A 15,309-nucleotide genomic window follows, 5' to 3' on the forward strand; every position below is an offset into this window, starting at 1 on the left:
CTCATGAGGCCGCTTCGCGCGGCGCAAGGCCGCCGAAACGGCGCTCGCGTCCGGCAAAATCGCGCAGCGCATCGGCAAGGTGATCCTGGCTGAAATCAGGCCAGTAGCAAGGCAGGAAAACCAGTTCACTATAGGCAGCCTGCCAAAGCAGGAAGTTCGACAGGCGCAGTTCGCCGCTGGTGCGGATCACCAGTTCCGGGTCGGGAATGCCAGCCGTATCGAGGGACGCGGCGAAACTCTCCGTCGAGATGGAGTCAATACTGATTTCGCCGCGAACCGCCGCCAGCGCAAGTTTCTGGGCGGTCCGCACGATCTCATCGCGGCCGCCGTAGTTGAACGCGATCACCAGCGTGAGCGCATCATTGTTGGCGGTGAGCGTCTCTGCTTCCTCCAGCAGTCCACGAATATCGGTCTGCAGGCTGGCCTTGTCGCCGACCACCCGCACCCTCACGCCGTTCTGGTGAAGTTCGGCAAGGTCACGGCGAATGAACAGCTTGAGCAAACCCATAAGGTCGCTCACTTCCGATTTCGGCCGCGACCAGTTCTCTGACGAGAAGGCGTAGACAGTCAGGTAGGAAATCCCCAGTTGCGGAGCCGCGCGCACTGTTTTGCGCAAGGCCTCCACGCCGGCGCGGTGGCCGGCAACACGCGGCAGGCCCCGCGCCTTCGCCCAGCGTCCGTTACCGTCCATAATGATCGCGACATGCGCCGGGCTTGTCATGCTTCCGCTTTCAGATCAGCCGCTCAGGTCCTGACCGCAGGTTAAACCTGCATGATTTCCGTTTCCTTCTCGGAGAGCAGGCTGTCGATCATGCTGATGGTTTCGTCAGTCAGTTTCTGAACCTGGTCGGAACGCTTGCGATGATCGTCTTCGCCGATCTCGCCGTCTTTTTCTGCCTTCTTCAGCCCGTCCATGCCGTCACGGCGCACATGCCTTGCGGCGACGCGGGCGTTTTCGGCATAGGTGTGGGAGATCTTGACCAGTTCCTTGCGGCGCTGCTCGTTGAGTTCGGGCAGAGGAATTCTCAGGTTGGTGCCATCGACGATCGGGTTGAAGCCGAGATTGGCCTCGCGAATGGCGCGGTCGACGGAACTCACCATCGACTTGTCCCAGACGGACACCGAGATCATGCGCGGCTCCGGAACGGAAATGGTCGCGACCTGGTTGACCGGCATGGCCGTGCCGTAGGCCTGGACCTGGATGGCATCGAGAAGATTGCTGGATGCACGCCCGGTGCGCAGCGATGCGAGATCGTGCTTGAAGGCGGCAATTGCGCCATCCATGCGCCGCTTCAGGTCATCGAAATTGCCGTTCATTATCTTCTCCTAGGCCGGTTCGTTCAGGGCAGTACCGATACGCGCTGCCGTTCAGGCGCACATACGGTCGCGGCAGTGAACCCTGATCAGTTGTCCGCGACGATCGTGCAACGACCGCCGCCTTTCAGTATCTCGCCAAATCCACCCTTCTCATGAATGGAATAGACGATTATCGGAATGTTATTTTCGCGCGCAAGCGCAATCGCGGCGGTATCCATTATGGAAAGCCCGCGATTTATCACTTCCGCATGGCTGATGCGCTCGAAGCGGGTCGCCTTCGCGTCCTTCTTCGGGTCTGCCGAATAGACGCCATCGACCTGCGTGCCCTTGAACAGGGCATCCGCGCCAATTTCGGCAGCGCGCAAAGCGGCGGCCGAATCAGTGGTGAAGAATGGATTTCCGGTGCCGCCGGCAAAAATCACCACCTTGCCCTGGTTCATGTAGGCGGTGGCCTGGCGCTGGGAAAAGCTTTCGCAAAGCTCGGGCATGGCGATTGCCGAGAGCACGACCGCCTCGACGCCGATCTTGTTCAGCGACGTGCGCAAGGCCAGCGAGTTGATCACCGTGGCCAGCATGCCCATGTGGTCGCCGGTCACGCGATCGCCACCCTTGGAGGCAACGGCCACGCCGCGAAATATGTTGCCGCCGCCGATGACGACGCCGACCTCGACACCAAGCGCGCGGGCTTCCGCGATATCGGAAGCGATGCGGTCGACGACGGAAACGTCGATGCCGAAATGCTGCTCACCCATCAGCGCTTCGCCCGACGCTTTCAACAAGACACGTCGGTATAGGGGCTTAGCCGTCATCTGTTCCTCGGAATTGGCCAGACAGTCCCGACGCCGCAACCGGTCGCTCTGTCCACTGCCTTCAATTGATTGGCTGACCCGATACACGAAGGGCGTCGCGATGTCACGCGACGCCCTTCGTATGAATTGATGGAGCGGCTAAGTGCCGTCAGTTCTTCACAGCCGCGGCCACTTCCGCGGCAAAATCGGTCTCTTCCTTCTCGATGCCCTCGCCTAGCGCAAAGCGCAGGTAGGCGCTGACCTTGGCTGGCGCACCGATTTCCTTTTCGGCGTCCTTCAATGCCTGCTCCACCGTCACGTCGGGGTTCAGCACGAAAGCCTGCTTCAACAGCACCACTTCCTCGTAGAACTTGCGCAGGCGGCCTTCGACCATCTTTTCGATGATGTTTTCCGGCTTGCCGGACTGGCGGGCCTGGTCGGCAAAGATCGACTTCTCACGCTCTACCGCTGCCGGATCGAGTTCGTTGGTGTTCAGCGCCAGCGGGTTCGTCGCGGCAACGTGCATCGCGACCTGGCGGGCAAAGGCGCCTGCCTTGTGCGCATCGCCGGTGGTCTCGATCGCAACGAGCACGCCAAGCTTGCCGAGATTGTCGGCAACGGCATTGTGGACATAGGTCGCGACCGCGCCGTGCTCAACCTTGAGCTTGGCCGAGCGGCGGAAACCGAGGTTCTCGCCAATCGTGCCGACGGCATCCTTGACGGTGTCGGTAACCGACTTGTCCGAACCCGGATATTTGGCGGCCGCCACGGCTTCGGTCGCGCCGAAAGCAAGCGAGACCTTGGCGATGTTCGAGACGATTTCCTGGAAAGCGGCGTTGCGCGCAACGAAATCGGTCTCCGAATTCACCTCGACGATAGCCGCTTCGCGCAGGCCCTGCTCGACGCCGATCAGGCCTTCGGCTGCCGTGCGGCCCGCCTTCTTGTCGGCCTTGGAGATGCCCTTCTTGCGCAGCCAGTCGACTGCGGCTTCCATGTCGCCATTGGTTTCGGCCAGGGCTGCCTTGCAATCCATCATGCCTGCGCCAGTCAAGTCGCGGAGCTCTTTGACCTGTGCTGCTGAAATGCTCATTTTTTGCCTCTTTGTTCAAATGGCATACGCATCACCGGGGAACGGTGATGCGCCAATGCCAGACGCATAGCGCGTCAATATAGTGGGAATGCGAAGGCCAGAACCGGCCTTGGCAGATTACGCCTCGGAAGCGTCGCTGGCGGGCGTCTCGTTGAGAGCCGGCTCGACAGGAGCTTCAGCCGAAGCGCCGACGTCGACACCCAGCGCACCCTGCTGGCGGGCGATGCCGTCGAGGGCAGCCTTGGCGATCAGGTCGCAATAGAGCTGGATAGCGCGAGCCGCGTCGTCGTTGCCGGGGATCGGGAAGTCGATCTTGTCCGGATCGCAGTTCGAATCGATGATGGCAACGACCGGAATGCCGAGACGCTTGGCCTCGAGAATGGCGATCGCTTCCTTGTTGGTGTCGATGACGAACATCAGATCCGGGGTCGAGCCCATGTCCTTGATGCCGCCGAGCGCCTTGTTCAGCTTCTCGCGCTCGCGGTCGAGGTTCAGGCGTTCCTTCTTGGTCAGGCCCTGTGCCTCACCGGCCAGAAGCTCGTCCAGCTTGCGCAGGCGCTGGATCGAATTGGAGATCGTCTTCCAGTTGGTCAGCATGCCGCCGAGCCAGCGGGAGTTGACATAATACTGGGCCGAACGCTGGGCAGCATCGGCGACGATGTCGGAAGCCTGGCGCTTGGTGCCGACGAACAGGACGCGGCCGCCACGGGCAACGGTGTCGGAAACCTGCTTCAGGGCCTGATGCAGCAGCGGAACCGTCTGCGACAGGTCGATGATGTGGATGTTGTTGCGGGCGCCGTAGATGTAAGGCGCCATCTTCGGGTTCCAGCGGTGGGTCTGGTGGCCGAAGTGTGAACCAGCCTCAAGAAGCTGGCGCATGCTGAATTCTGGCAATGCCATTCTTTAGTTCCTTTCCGGTTGACCTCCACGGACACTTGACGGTTTCGGATTCGCCGGATCGAAAAGCTTGCGCATTTCGGAGCTTGTCTTGACCGCCACCGGAGGTTTCAGCCGGATTTCTCCCGGGCAGACACCAAAGTCCGTGTGTGGAATGTGCGCGCATATAGAGGCTTGCGCCGCGAAACGCAAGCAGCACGCCCACGCAAGATGGAAACGGCTACCGCGGCTTCTTGCCGTTCGGCACCTTCACCCGCCGGAATATGGCGACGATCTCCTCGCGGCTGCACTCGATCGCGCCCAGCCTCACGGCGCGGTCGCGCTCGAAGCCCGTGATATCGTAGTGCGGTGCCGACGTCTTCGGCGGTCCTTGATAAGACGAGCGCTTGAGTGCGAGTTGCCCGGCGAACCGGTGCAGTTCATCGGTGTCGTCCGCCAGCAGATGGCACCAGCGCCGGCCGGCCCAGTTCCAGATCGCCGCATCGACATAGACCGCCATCGGCAATCGGCAGGGTTACTGGTTGCAGGTTTTCTGCGGCGCGGGATCGAAAAGCGACAGGTTGACCAGCTTGCCGGTCATTGAGAAATCCCCGTAGTCCATCATCAGGTCGCGCGTCAGGCCGTTTTCGTGCAGCTTGAAGCTAATGCGGTACTGCGGCATCTCCTCGCCGCCGTCCTTTTCGGATTCGTCGAAATAGGCGATGTCGACCGGCCAATACTTGTCGCCGCCAAGCTTGGCGAGTGCCGGAAGCTCCGGGTCGTCCTTGCCTGCCACCTCGGGCTTGCCCACGACCACAGTTGTGGTCATTACCTTGTCGGCGTCTTCGGAGCCGTCGAAAAGGCTGGTTTCATAGAAGTTTTCGCCCTTCTCGGCCTTGTCGATCAATTCTACCAGATGCTGCGTGGGAAACTGCGTTGCCGAAAGTTCAACCGTATTGCGCTGGGGCTTGTCCAGTTCAACCTTCAGTCCGCCGGCTTCCTTATGCGCGGTGCCCTTGACCTCCTTGTCGAGATCCTGGTCGACGAAGGATTTGGTGACAAACGAGAAGGTCTTGCCTTCTGCATCCTCGAACGTCGTCGTCTGCTGGTCGGTCAGCCTTGTGCTGTCGTTGGCCGCGATCTGGGTCACGAAGCGGAACTTTACCGTGTAGCCGTCGCAGGGCGAGCCGTTGAACTCATAGACCATGCGGCCGGAAATCCCGGTGATGCCGGAGCGGTCGGAAGCCTTCTCGAGCGACAGATCGTAGACCGCGCGATGCGGTTGCAGCACCGGCACCGCTATTGCGGGCGCGGTGGACAAGATGATCGGCAGCAGCACGGCAGTGTATGCAAGGCGCGTTGCGCGCATATAGAAGCTCCGATCGTGGCCGCTGAGGCAGGCCGTATGTAAGAGTGGTCCAGCTTAAAAAAAGTCGTGGCGGAAGCGAGGCAAAAATAGCAATTTCAGCCCGTCCCTCACAGCGATATCAAGCAATAAGGAATTACCATGGGCGAAACAATCGAAAAGCGGCTTAGCGATATGGGCGTTACACTGCCTGCGGCAGCCGCACCTGCTGCCAACTATGTTCCATTCGTGAGGAGCGGCAATCTGTTGTTTCCGTCCGGGCAGTTGCCGATGAAGGATGGCAAGCTCGCGGTGACCGGCCTGCTCGGACGCGATCTCGATGTCGCCGCCGGGAAAGAGGCCGCAAGGCTTTGCGCGATCAACATCCTCGCCCAGGCAAAAGCTGCGCTCGGCGATCTGGAGAAGATTCGGCGGTTGGTGAAGATCAATATCTATGTGGCGTCTTCGCCCGACTTCACCGAACAGCATCTGGTCGGCAATGGCGCATCCGATTTCTTCGCCGAAGTCCTCGGTGAACGCGGCAAGCATGCGCGGGTGGCCGTCGGCATGGCCGCGCTGCCGCTCAACGCTGCAGTCGAAATCGAATCCATCCTCGAAGTCGATTGAGCATCCCGACTATGAGCAATCTCTCCTGGCTGACCGCGAGGCCGATCGCGCATCGCGGTTTTCATGACCTCAACGCAACGCGTTGGGAAAACACGCTGTCAGCATTCGCGGCGGCAGCTGATCGCGGCTACGCGATCGAGTGCGACGTGCACCTGTCAGCAGACGGCGTTCCGGTCGTCATCCACGATGGCGACCTGAAAAGGCTGACCGGGCAAGACGGTTTTGTTTGGCAGCGCACGTCAGCGGAGATTGCTGCGCTCAGGGTCGGCGGAACCCAGGACCATCCGCCGACGCTCAGGGAATTGCTCAAGCTGGTCGATGGCCGGGTGCCGCTGGTCATCGAGGTTAAAGGTACGCCCGGCCGCGACGAAGGTCTCGTCGCGGCTGTCGGCCGTCATTTGAAGAACTATGACGGCAAGGCCGCGATCATGTCGTTCGATCATTGGCTGATCCGCGACTTTTCAAAAGACGCGCCCGGCGTCCCCGGAGGACTCACCGCATACGGTACGCGCGACCACGAAATTGAAGCTCACTTCACCATGCTGGCGCACGACATCGCTTTCACGTCCTATGCCGCAGGAGACCTGCCGAACCGCTTCGTCAGCTTCGTGCGCAAGAAGCTCGGAATGCCCGTGATCACTTGGACGGTGCGTGATCAGCCGGCAGTGGATTTGACCTTCAAATATGCCGACCAGATGACTTTCGAGGGTTTCGAGCCGAGCAGCGCCGTGGCCTGAACCGGCCTTGCGCCAGGCCCCTTGCGCCAGTGCGGGCATGTCATAAGTAAATGGCCATGGATCAAGGCGACAACGAAGTGGAAACGGGCGCGGCAGACTATGCCGTGCGCGTCGCCACGAGCATTGGTGCGTTCACAGCCGAGGAGTGGAGTAGGCTTCACGGCACGACCAGAGAGTCGGAAAACGGCTATAACCCGTTCCTTTCATTCGCTTTCTTGAGTTCGCTTGAGGAGTCCGGCTGTGCTACGCCGCGCAATGGATGGCAAGGAAATCACCTGCGGCTCGAGACTACGGACGGCGCGCTTTTAGGTGCCGTTCCTTGCTATTTGAAATCGCACAGCCAGGGTGAATACGTCTTCGATCACGGTTGGGCCGACGCTTTCGAGCGCGCTGGCGGGCAATATTATCCGAAGTTGCAATGCTCAGTCCCGTTTACGCCCGTGACCGGCCCTCGCCTGCTGGTCGAAGCCAGGGAAAACAACGATGCCATCAAGGCGGGACTGGCAGCAGCCCTCAAGGCGGTAACCGAAAAATACGGCGTGTCGTCAGCTCATCTCACCTTCCTGCAACAGGACGACCTCGAGGTGCTGCGCGCTGCCGGCTTCCTCCACCGCACCGACCAGCAATTCCATTTCTTCAACGAAGGCTTTTCGTCCTACGACGACTTTCTCGGCACGCTTGCCTCGCGCAAGCGCAAGGCGCTGAAGAAGGAGCGGCGCGAGGCGCTTTCCTCTGACATTTCAATCGAGTGGCTGACCGGAAAAGACATCACCGAGCGGGCCTGGGATGACTTCTACGCATTCTACATGGATACGGGCGGCCGCAAATGGGGGCGTCCCTATCTCAACCGCACCTTCTTTTCCCTGGTTGGCGAGCGTATGGCCGACGACATCCTGCTCGTCATGGCCAAGCGCAATGGGCGCTACATTGCAGGCGCAATCAACTTCATCGGCTCGGACACGCTTTACGGACGCAACTGGGGCTGCATCGAAGACCACCCCTTCCTGCATTTCGAGGTCTGCTACCATCAGGCCATCGATTTTGCGATTGAGCGAAAGCTGAAAGTCGTCGAGGCCGGAGCGCAAGGCGAACACAAGCTGGCGCGGGGCTACCGGCCTGTAACGACGCATTCGGCCCACTACATCGCTCATCCGGGTCTCAGGCGCGCAATCGCCGACTATCTCGAGCGCGAGCGGCGCGAAGTGGCCATGACCAGCGACTACCTCGAAGACCACACGCCCTTTCGCAAGGGCGAATTGCCGCTCAATGAACGAGCGTCTTCGAAAACAGATTGATGACCATGACGCCTGCCATGATCAGGCCCATGCCGATCAACGCCGGCGCATCGAGCGCCTGGCGAAACCACAGCCAGCCGATGGCGGTGATCAGGATGATGCCCGCGCCGCACCATACGGCATAGACGACGCCGACCGGCATGGTGCGCAACGGCAGCGACAGGAAATAAAACGCAAACGCATAGCCGGCGACCGCGACAAGCGACGGCACCAGCCGGGTAAAGCCCTGCGTCTCCTTCAAGGCGGTTGTCGCGACAACCTCGAACATGATCGCAACCAGCAGGTAGATATAGTTCCAGAGTATCACGGCTGACCCCTTGATTCGCGCGCTTGCGCAAGACGATTATGCCTACCCAAAGACACGGTGAGAGACAAACAATGGCCTATGACAACAACAACATCTTCGCCAGGATCCTGCGCGGCGAACTGCCCTCACACCGCGTCTACGAAGACAACGACACCGTGGCTTTCATGGATGTGATGCCGCAGGCGACCGGCCATACGCTGGTGTTGCCGAAGGCTCCTTCGCGCAACCTTCTCGACGCCGATCCGGCCGTGTTTGCCTCGTTGTTTGCCACCGTCCAGAAAGTCGCAAGCGCTGCGAAAGAGGCTTTCGATGCCGATGGCGTGCTGGTCTCGCAGTTCAACGAGGCAGCTGCCGGCCAATCGGTCTACCACCTCCATGTACACATCATTCCCTGCTTCGAGGGTGTGCCGTTGAAGCCTCATACCGGTGAGATGGAAAAGCCGGAGGTTTTGGTGGCGAATGCCGAGAAGCTTCGCGCTGCGCTGCAGCGATAAGTTTGGCGCATATTGACGTCAGCGAGCGCCAGTTCGCTGACGCGACGACCGGGCTTCCCGCCACGCAAGCATTCGAGAAGCCCTGCGAATAGCCAAAGAAAAAGCCCCGTTTCCGGGGCTTTTTCGTTACCTGGCGCGGTTGTCAGCTTTTGCGCGGCAATTGCGGCACGAGGCTGCGCTTGCCGCCGTCCTTGGCCTTCGGTGTCGGCTTTTGTGCCGCTGCCTTCTTGGCAGCCGCCTTTTTCGCCGGCGCCTTGCGTGGCTTCGCCGTTTCTTCCGGTTCCTTCTTCGGCTTGATCTTGGCCTCGTCGGCAACCGATTCCAGCTTGAGGCCGGTTTCGCCGGTGTCCTTCTTCTCGACCGTCACCTTGACGATGCCGCCCTTCTTCAACTTGCCGAACAGAACCTCTTCGGCGAGCGGCTTCTTGATGTACTCCTGGATGACGCGGCCCAGCGGACGCGCGCCCATGCGCTCGTCGTAGCCCTTGTCGGCCAGCCAGGCGATGGCTTCCGGCGCGAGGTCGAAGGTGACGCCGCGCTCGGACAACTGCGCCTCGAGCTGCATGACGAACTTCTGCACCACCTGATGGATGACCGGCACCGGCAGCGAGCCGAACGGGATGATCGCATCGAGACGGTTGCGGAACTCCGGCGTGAACAGGCGGTTGATCGCCTCGACGTCGTCGCCTTCGCGCTTGGTCGAACCGAAGCCGATCGCCGCACGCTGGGCATCGGATGCACCGGCATTGGTGGTCATGATCAGGATCACGTTGCGGAAATCGATCTGCTTGCCGTTGTGATCCGTCAGCTTGCCGTGATCCATGACCTGCAACAGGATGTTGAACAGGTCCGGATGCGCCTTCTCCACCTCGTCGAGCAGCAGCACGCAATGCGGATGCTGGTCGACGCCGTCGGTCAAAAGGCCGCCCTGGTCGAAGCCGACATAGCCGGGAGGTGCGCCGATCAGCCGCGAGACGGTGTGGCGTTCCATGTATTCCGACATGTCGAAGCGGATCAGTTCGACACCGAGCGACGCCGCCAGCTGCCGCGCAACCTCGGTCTTGCCGACGCCCGTCGGGCCGGAGAACAGGTAGGAGCCGATCGGCTTTTCCGGTTCACGCAAGCCCGCTCGCGCCAGCTTGATCGCCGACGTCAGCGCCGTGATGGCCGTATCCTGGCCGTACACAACCCGCTTAAGCTCAGTCTCCAGACCGGCCAGAACCTTCTCGTCGTCGGCCGAAACCGTCTTCGGCGGAATGCGGGCCATCGTGGCGATGGTCGCCTCGATCTCCTTGATGCCGATGGTCTTCTTGCGCTTGCCTTCCGGCACCAGCATCTGCGAAGCGCCCGTCTCGTCGATCACGTCGATCGCCTTGTCCGGCAGCTTGCGGTCGTTGATGTAACGCGCCGAAAGCTCGACCGAAGCCTTGATCGCCTCGGCGGTGTACTTGACCTTGTGGAAGTCCTCGAAATAGGGCTTCAGGCCCTTCATGATCTCGATGGCATCCTCGACGGTCGGCTCGTTGACGTCGATCTTCTGGAAGCGGCGCACAAGCGCCCTGTCCTTTTCGAAGAACTGCCGGAACTCCTTGTAAGTCGTTGAACCAATGCAACGAATCGCACCAGACGACAGCGCCGGCTTGAGCAGGTTCGAGGCATCCATCGCGCCGCCGGAGGTCGCGCCGGCGCCAATCACCGTATGAATCTCGTCGATGAACAGCACCGCGCCCGGATACTCCTCGAGTTCCTTGACGACCTGCTTCAAGCGTTCTTCAAAATCGCCGCGGTAGCGGGTGCCTGCAAGCAGCGTGCCCATGTCGAGTGCGAAGATCGTGGCATCCGCCAGCACTTCCGGCACATCGCCTTCGACAATGCGCTTGGCCAGGCCCTCGGCAATCGCCGTCTTGCCGACGCCCGGATCGCCCACGTAAAGCGGGTTGTTCTTGGAGCGGCGGCACAGAACCTGGATGGTGCGGTTGATCTCGGAGGCGCGCCCGATCAGCGGATCGATCTTGCCGGCGCGGGCCTTGGTGTTGAGATTGACGCAATAGGCGGTCAGCGCGTCCTGCTGCTTCTTCTTGCCGCCATCTTCCTGCTGGTCGCCGTTCACGCCGGACTGCTCGTCCTCGGCGCCCCGCGGCGGCCGGCTTTCGGACGAACCGGGGCGCTTGGCGATGCCATGCGAGATGTAGTTGACCGCGTCGTAGCGCGTCATCTGCTGTTCCTGCAGGAAATAGGCGGCGTGGCTTTCGCGCTCGGCGAAGATCGCCACCAGGACGTTTGCGCCCGATACCTCCTCGCGCCCGGACGACTGGACGTGGATCACCGCGCGCTGGATAACGCGCTGGAAGCCTGCCGTCGGCTTCGAATCCTCATCGTAGCCGGTGACCAGATTGTCCAGTTCGGTATCGATATAAGTCAGCACAGTCTGCTTCAGGTCATCGAGATCGACGTTGCAGGCGCGCATAACGGCTGCCGCCTCGGCGTCGTCGATGAGCGCCAGAAGCAGGTGTTCAAGAGTTGCATATTCATGGTGGCGCTCGTTGGCGAGCGTCAGTGCCTGGTGAAGTGCCTTTTCCAAGCCTTGGGAGAAAGCCGGCATATTACCTCACTTCTTCTCCATCACGCATTGCAGCGGATGCTGATTCTGTCGGGCGAAATCCATGACCTGAGACACTTTGGTCTCGGCCACCTCGAAAGTATAGACCCCACACTCTCCCACTCCGTGATTGTGAACATGGAGCATGATGCGTGTGGCCGCTTCGCGGTCCTTCTGGAAAAACCGTTCCAGCACGTGAACGACGAATTCCATGGGGGTGTAATCGTCGTTCAGGATAAGGACGCGATAAAGGCTGGGCTTCTTCGTCTTGGTTTTGGTGCGCGTGATGACTGCCGTTCCGCGACCGGCCCCATTGCCGTCGCTGCCATTTTGCATTCGCGCTACCTTAGTCGTGGCAACCAGACTGCTAGTCACTTAACCCTGCCTCTCGTCCAGCCCCCATGCGAAACGACATGTAGGTGTTCCGCATCAGATTTTAAGCCCTTCTGCCTAGCTGACAATACGGCCATGCGGCCAATGTTGCCTGAAGTCGCAAAATCCCTAACAGCTTGACTCCACAAAGCATGAAAAACCCGGCTGCGCGGACGCAGCCGGGTTCCGTTGCCGGCAAAAAGCCGGCATCAACATTTTGTGCGAAGGATTACTTCGCCTTGGCGACGACCGATTCGAACGGCTTGTAGGCGTCCTTGGCCAGCTCGGCGTAAAGGTCGCTGATCTTGGTGACCTCTGCCACGAACGATTCGTAGGACTGCTTCGCGTAGTCGCTCTGGATTTCGATAACCTTCTCGAACGACTTTGCCGAAAGCAGCTTCTCGACTGCGGCGCTGCCTGCCTCGAAGCTCTTCTTCGTATAGTCCGTCGCCTCGACTGCGATTGCCTGCGCGCCCTTGGAGAGCGAGGCGAAGCTCTTGAGGCCGGAATCCGCGAATTCCTTGCCGTATTTGCTGAAATCTTCGTAGGTCTGTTCGGACATCGATCATGCTCCTGTCGACGATGGGAGAAATTGTGCGATGCCAAATATGTATTGTGCGACGCACAAAAAGTCAACGATCCCGACCGCCATCCGCACTGCCGCCTACCCGTAAAACTCGAATAAACATCGTTTCAATGCCGATAAAAATGGTGAACGCGCCGGTTACCATAAACGGATTGGTAACGGTGCCCCCGTAGTTTGGCAAAAAATGAGGCCGGACCTTTGCCGCCTCGACCGCAACAAAAATCCAAAGGAAAAAGCAGTGCGTCAGGCGTTGTCAGGCATCGTTTCCAAATCCGCATGGTCATTTCGAACCTTGGCGACGGTCACCATGGCCGTCTCCTTCGTGCTGGCGGCGGCCAGCGCTTCGCAGGCTGCGCGCGACGCGGCCATCGTCATCGATGCCAACACGGGCAAGACGCTCTACGCGTCGAACGCCAATGCCCGCCGCTATCCTGCCTCGCTGACGAAGATGATGACGCTTTATCTGACCTTCGAGGCGCTGGCGAAGGGCAAGATCACCAAGTCGACCCAGGTTCGGTTTTCGGCCAACGCCGCCGCCGAGCCGCCGACCAAGCTTGGCGTGCGCAAGGGCAGTTCCGTTTCCGTCGAGACCGCAATCCTGTCCATGGTGACCAAGTCCGCCAACGACTCCTCTACGGCACTGGCTGAATTGCTGGGCGGCAGCGAATCGAACTTCGCGCAGATGATGACTGCCAAGGCGCGTTCGCTCGGCATGAACGGCACCGTGTTCCGCAATGCGAACGGCCTGCCTAATCCGGGCCAGTTCACCACGGCGCGCGACATGGCCATGCTCGGCATCGCGCTCAGGGAGCATTATCCCCAGTATTACGGTTACTTCTCGCAGCGCTCGTTCATGTACGGGCGTCAGCGCATCAATGGCCACAACCGCCTGCTTGGCCGCATCAAGGGTGTTGACGGCATTAAGACCGGCTACACCCGCATGTCCGGCTTCAATCTCGTCTCGTCGGTCGCGGTCGACGGTCGCCGCATGGTTGCAGTGGTCATGGGCGGCAGCTCCGGCGCCAGCCGCGACAACCAGATGGCCAAGCTCATCACTGCCTATCTGCCCAAGGCTTCGCGGCGCGGCGGCGGTGACCTGATCGCCAAGGCGGACAACGATTCGCCGGTACAGGCTCTCGCCAAGGTCATGCTGCCGAAGCACGACGCACCGACACCGGATATCCGCCCGCAGGCGCAAGAAGTTGTCGTCGCAAGTGCCGCCCCTGCCCTGATAGAGGCGCCGACTCCCAAAAAGCCCGTCAAGGTCGTGGCAGCGGAGCCCGCCGCAATTCCATTTGAACAGGCCTATGCCGAGCCGGAACCAGCCCACGTTGACCCGGTGAACACCGCCTCTCTGCCTTCCGGCTGGGTCGTGCAGATCGCATCGTCGCCCAGCAAATCGGAAGCCGAAGCTGTCCTCGACAAGACATCCAGGCAGGCCCGTGCCGTTCTGGCCGACGCTTCGGGCTTTACCATGCCCTTCAGCAAGGGCGGCGTGACCTATTTCCGCGCGCGGTTCAGCGGCTTCGACAACCAGACAGCAGCCCAGAAGGCCTGCAAGGCCCTCAAGAAAAAGCGCATCGAGTGCTTCGCCATCGAGCAGTAGGCGACGCGTAGACCATCTCCCGGACTAGTTTCGGATCGAAGGAGAGTCAGTCGTGATTGGAGAGCAGGACGTTCTTGGCTTCGTTAAGCCTCGCCGCCAGGACAGACGTGCCGTCACCGACATCGGAGCCCAGGCCCTGCATCAAGCGGCGGTGCGCCTCAAGGATATCCGTCGCGGCGGCGCCCGCTTCAAGACCAAGGATCTTGTAGGCCTCCTGCTTAGTCATGGAGCCCGCACGTGGCGCAATACGCAACCGCTTACGACGGTTCGCTTGCGTGTCTTCGCGCCAGACGGGAAATCTGCCATCAAGATACGTCTCAAGTAGCTTCTGGCTTTCGCTGTCGGCAGCCAGTTCGTCATGGAGCCGCCTCAACTCGTCCAGATCCATCGAGCTGAGCGTTCTTCCTTCCTGACGGCCTGCAAGCACAAGCCCCTCGGCCTTGCCTGTCTTGTGCTCGGTTTCCATTTCAAGCGCCGCGGTCCGCACAAGCGCCCTGTTCGCAGGTTTTTCCCGGCGCTTTCTTGCCGCGAAGCTGTACCAGGCAATAGCCATGAAAAGGATCAGCCCACCCCAAAGCGGCTGCCTTGCGAAAAGCAGGGCCGTTCCCGCCAGGCCCGCAAACGCCGGTCCGCTCAGCTTGATGTTGCGGGCCAATGCCTGAGGATCGGCGCGAATGAACCCGCCGAGCGCGACCAGCAGAACCAAAACCACGGCAACAACTGCAGCCAGCAAAGCCATATCTTCCGACCATCCTGAATACCGCGCGCGATCACGCGCACTGGCGCGTTCGCTGCCAGAACGATGATACTATGCCTGTTTCGGGCGAAACTACAGAAGGCCGAGTTCAGCCAATTCCTGGCGCAGCTTTGGCGGCATTTCGGCAAAACCGCCCCTGCCCTTGCCAAGGTCGGCAGGTGCATCGGACTGCTTCAGATAGCGCCAGCCTTGGAAGGCCCTGCGTGGTTGCCAGTCGGTACGCACGATTTCGGGATCGAGCATCAACTGGCAGCGGCCAATGCCCTCGCCATCGGTAAATGGCCTGATCTCGGTGATCAGTTGCCGGCATTGCACATTTCCCTTGATGACCCAGTAGAGCGAACCGCCGTCGGTGATTTCCAAACCGCGCGTCGGCACCATGCGTGTGGTGTGCCAATGTTCTACCGGCTGATTGTTGCGGCGACGCTCTGCAAGGCAGGATTCGACCCATTCTTCGAGGTCTTCGACGCTATCGCAACCGACACATAATTTCAGGATGTTCAATGCCATGGC

Annotated in this window: 18 protein-coding genes; 5 read left to right on the forward strand and 13 right to left on the reverse strand. The window is 60.4% G+C overall.

All coding sequences use genetic code 11. From position 1 onward, the window contains the following. Position 1 precedes the first annotated feature (1 nt). From ASD50_RS18320 to ASD50_RS18350, 7 genes are all read right to left on the reverse strand, one after another. Positions 2 to 721, reverse strand: coding sequence for an isoprenyl transferase (locus ASD50_RS18320; RefSeq protein ID WP_082549736.1), 720 nt, complete (start codon positions 719 to 721; stop codon positions 2 to 4). A gap of 41 nt (positions 722 to 762) precedes the next feature. After that, a complete protein-coding gene (frr, locus tag ASD50_RS18325) occupies positions 763 to 1,317 on the reverse strand; it encodes a ribosome recycling factor (RefSeq protein WP_056244284.1) in 555 nt (184 codons plus the stop codon). 86 nt (positions 1,318 to 1,403) lie between these two features. Next, positions 1,404 to 2,126 carry a UMP kinase gene (gene pyrH, locus ASD50_RS18330; RefSeq protein WP_056244286.1) on the reverse strand — a complete coding sequence of 241 codons (723 nt, stop codon included), beginning with the start codon at positions 2,124 to 2,126 and terminating at the stop codon, positions 1,404 to 1,406. 148 nt (positions 2,127 to 2,274) lie between these two features. Continuing rightward, positions 2,275 to 3,195 (reverse strand): translation elongation factor Ts, encoded by a 921-nt coding sequence (gene tsf, locus ASD50_RS18335; RefSeq protein ID WP_056244288.1) that lies wholly within the window; start codon positions 3,193 to 3,195, stop codon positions 2,275 to 2,277. A gap of 117 nt (positions 3,196 to 3,312) precedes the next feature. Continuing rightward, complete coding sequence (gene rpsB, locus ASD50_RS18340; RefSeq protein ID WP_056244291.1) at positions 3,313 to 4,095, reverse strand: 30S ribosomal protein S2; 783 nt, start codon at positions 4,093 to 4,095, stop codon at positions 3,313 to 3,315. A gap of 217 nt (positions 4,096 to 4,312) precedes the next feature. Beyond that, positions 4,313 to 4,591: a DUF4031 domain-containing protein gene (locus tag ASD50_RS18345; protein ID WP_056244294.1), complete on the reverse strand. Its 279-nt coding sequence runs from the start codon at positions 4,589 to 4,591 to the stop codon at positions 4,313 to 4,315. Between the two features lie 15 nt (positions 4,592 to 4,606). Continuing rightward, positions 4,607 to 5,440: a cell envelope integrity EipB family protein gene (locus ASD50_RS18350; protein ID WP_056244297.1), complete on the reverse strand. Its 834-nt coding sequence runs from the start codon at positions 5,438 to 5,440 to the stop codon at positions 4,607 to 4,609. 138 nt (positions 5,441 to 5,578) lie between these two features. On the opposite strand from ASD50_RS18350, the gene ASD50_RS18355 reads away from it, so the two are divergent. From ASD50_RS18355 to ASD50_RS18365, 3 genes are read left to right on the forward strand one after another with little or no spacing between them, the layout of a single operon-like run. Next, positions 5,579 to 6,043, forward strand: a complete 465-nt coding sequence (locus ASD50_RS18355) for a RidA family protein (RefSeq protein ID WP_056244301.1) — start codon at positions 5,579 to 5,581, stop codon at positions 6,041 to 6,043. Between the two features lie 11 nt (positions 6,044 to 6,054). Then, positions 6,055 to 6,780 carry a glycerophosphodiester phosphodiesterase gene (locus tag ASD50_RS18360; RefSeq protein WP_056244304.1) on the forward strand — a complete coding sequence of 242 codons (726 nt, stop codon included), beginning with the start codon at positions 6,055 to 6,057 and terminating at the stop codon, positions 6,778 to 6,780. Between the two features lie 56 nt (positions 6,781 to 6,836). Then, positions 6,837 to 8,075 (forward strand): GNAT family N-acetyltransferase, encoded by a 1,239-nt coding sequence (locus ASD50_RS18365; protein ID WP_056244793.1) that lies wholly within the window; start codon positions 6,837 to 6,839, stop codon positions 8,073 to 8,075. Here the strand turns inward: ASD50_RS18365 and ASD50_RS18370 are convergent. Beyond that, complete coding sequence (locus tag ASD50_RS18370; RefSeq protein ID WP_082549747.1) at positions 8,044 to 8,379, reverse strand: DMT family transporter; 336 nt, start codon at positions 8,377 to 8,379, stop codon at positions 8,044 to 8,046. The two genes, ASD50_RS18365 and ASD50_RS18370, sit on opposite strands and share 32 nt — an antisense overlap. Before the next feature lie 74 nt (positions 8,380 to 8,453). Here ASD50_RS18370 and ASD50_RS18375 point away from each other — a divergent pair, with 74 nt between their 5' ends. Then, positions 8,454 to 8,876, forward strand: coding sequence for an HIT family protein (locus tag ASD50_RS18375; RefSeq protein ID WP_056244308.1), 423 nt, complete (start codon positions 8,454 to 8,456; stop codon positions 8,874 to 8,876). Between the two features lie 142 nt (positions 8,877 to 9,018). Here the strand turns inward: ASD50_RS18375 and clpA are convergent, their stop codons facing one another. The 3 genes from clpA to ASD50_RS18390 all read right to left on the reverse strand — a co-directional run bounded on the left by clpA (position 9,019) and on the right by ASD50_RS18390 (position 12,409). After that, positions 9,019 to 11,478, reverse strand: a complete 2,460-nt coding sequence (clpA, locus tag ASD50_RS18380; RefSeq protein ID WP_056244311.1) for an ATP-dependent Clp protease ATP-binding subunit ClpA — start codon at positions 11,476 to 11,478, stop codon at positions 9,019 to 9,021. 6 nt (positions 11,479 to 11,484) lie between these two features. Further along, positions 11,485 to 11,811, reverse strand: coding sequence for an ATP-dependent Clp protease adapter ClpS (clpS, locus tag ASD50_RS18385; protein WP_056244313.1), 327 nt, complete (start codon positions 11,809 to 11,811; stop codon positions 11,485 to 11,487). A 265-nt stretch (positions 11,812 to 12,076) separates the two neighbouring features. Beyond that, positions 12,077 to 12,409 carry a phasin family protein gene (locus tag ASD50_RS18390; RefSeq protein ID WP_056244316.1) on the reverse strand — a complete coding sequence of 111 codons (333 nt, stop codon included), beginning with the start codon at positions 12,407 to 12,409 and terminating at the stop codon, positions 12,077 to 12,079. 262 nt (positions 12,410 to 12,671) lie between these two features. Between ASD50_RS18390 and ASD50_RS18395 the strand changes: the two genes are divergently transcribed. Then, positions 12,672 to 14,039 (forward strand): D-alanyl-D-alanine carboxypeptidase family protein, encoded by a 1,368-nt coding sequence (locus ASD50_RS18395; protein WP_056244799.1) that lies wholly within the window; start codon positions 12,672 to 12,674, stop codon positions 14,037 to 14,039. A 46-nt stretch (positions 14,040 to 14,085) separates the two neighbouring features. On the opposite strand, the gene ASD50_RS18400 is transcribed toward ASD50_RS18395, so the two are convergent. Next, the gene (locus ASD50_RS18400; RefSeq protein ID WP_056244319.1) at positions 14,086 to 14,778 is read right to left on the reverse strand and encodes a hypothetical protein; all 693 of its coding nucleotides are present in this window, start codon (positions 14,776 to 14,778) and stop codon (positions 14,086 to 14,088) included. A 90-nt stretch (positions 14,779 to 14,868) separates the two neighbouring features. Beyond that, the gene (locus ASD50_RS18405; RefSeq protein ID WP_056244323.1) at positions 14,869 to 15,306 is read right to left on the reverse strand and encodes a DUF1489 family protein; all 438 of its coding nucleotides are present in this window, start codon (positions 15,304 to 15,306) and stop codon (positions 14,869 to 14,871) included. Positions 15,307 to 15,309 lie beyond the last annotated feature (3 nt).

The sequence above is a fragment of the Mesorhizobium sp. Root552 genome (assembly GCF_001427285.1).
Lineage (GTDB): Bacteria > Pseudomonadota > Alphaproteobacteria > Rhizobiales > Rhizobiaceae > Mesorhizobium.

Coding starts and splice junctions, on each gene's coding strand:
- ASD50_RS18320 (WP_082549736.1), bottom strand. CDS start 721: ATGACAAGCCCGGCGCATGTCGCGATCATTATGGACGGTAACGGACGC.
- frr (WP_056244284.1), bottom strand. CDS start 1,317: ATGAACGGCAATTTCGATGACCTGAAGCGGCGCATGGATGGCGCAATT.
- pyrH (WP_056244286.1), bottom strand. CDS start 2,126: ATGACGGCTAAGCCCCTATACCGACGTGTCTTGTTGAAAGCGTCGGGC.
- tsf (WP_056244288.1), bottom strand. CDS start 3,195: ATGAGCATTTCAGCAGCACAGGTCAAAGAGCTCCGCGACTTGACTGGC.
- rpsB (WP_056244291.1), bottom strand. CDS start 4,095: ATGGCATTGCCAGAATTCAGCATGCGCCAGCTTCTTGAGGCTGGTTCA.
- ASD50_RS18345 (WP_056244294.1), bottom strand. CDS start 4,591: ATGGCGGTCTATGTCGATGCGGCGATCTGGAACTGGGCCGGCCGGCGC.
- ASD50_RS18350 (WP_056244297.1), bottom strand. CDS start 5,440: ATGCGCGCAACGCGCCTTGCATACACTGCCGTGCTGCTGCCGATCATC.
- ASD50_RS18355 (WP_056244301.1), top strand. CDS start 5,579: ATGGGCGAAACAATCGAAAAGCGGCTTAGCGATATGGGCGTTACACTG.
- ASD50_RS18360 (WP_056244304.1), top strand. CDS start 6,055: ATGAGCAATCTCTCCTGGCTGACCGCGAGGCCGATCGCGCATCGCGGT.
- ASD50_RS18365 (WP_056244793.1), top strand. CDS start 6,837: ATGGATCAAGGCGACAACGAAGTGGAAACGGGCGCGGCAGACTATGCC.
- ASD50_RS18375 (WP_056244308.1), top strand. CDS start 8,454: ATGGCCTATGACAACAACAACATCTTCGCCAGGATCCTGCGCGGCGAA.
- clpA (WP_056244311.1), bottom strand. CDS start 11,478: ATGCCGGCTTTCTCCCAAGGCTTGGAAAAGGCACTTCACCAGGCACTG.
- clpS (WP_056244313.1), bottom strand. CDS start 11,811: ATGCAAAATGGCAGCGACGGCAATGGGGCCGGTCGCGGAACGGCAGTC.
- ASD50_RS18390 (WP_056244316.1), bottom strand. CDS start 12,409: ATGTCCGAACAGACCTACGAAGATTTCAGCAAATACGGCAAGGAATTC.
- ASD50_RS18400 (WP_056244319.1), bottom strand. CDS start 14,778: ATGGCTTTGCTGGCTGCAGTTGTTGCCGTGGTTTTGGTTCTGCTGGTC.
- ASD50_RS18405 (WP_056244323.1), bottom strand. CDS start 15,306: ATGGCATTGAACATCCTGAAATTATGTGTCGGTTGCGATAGCGTCGAA.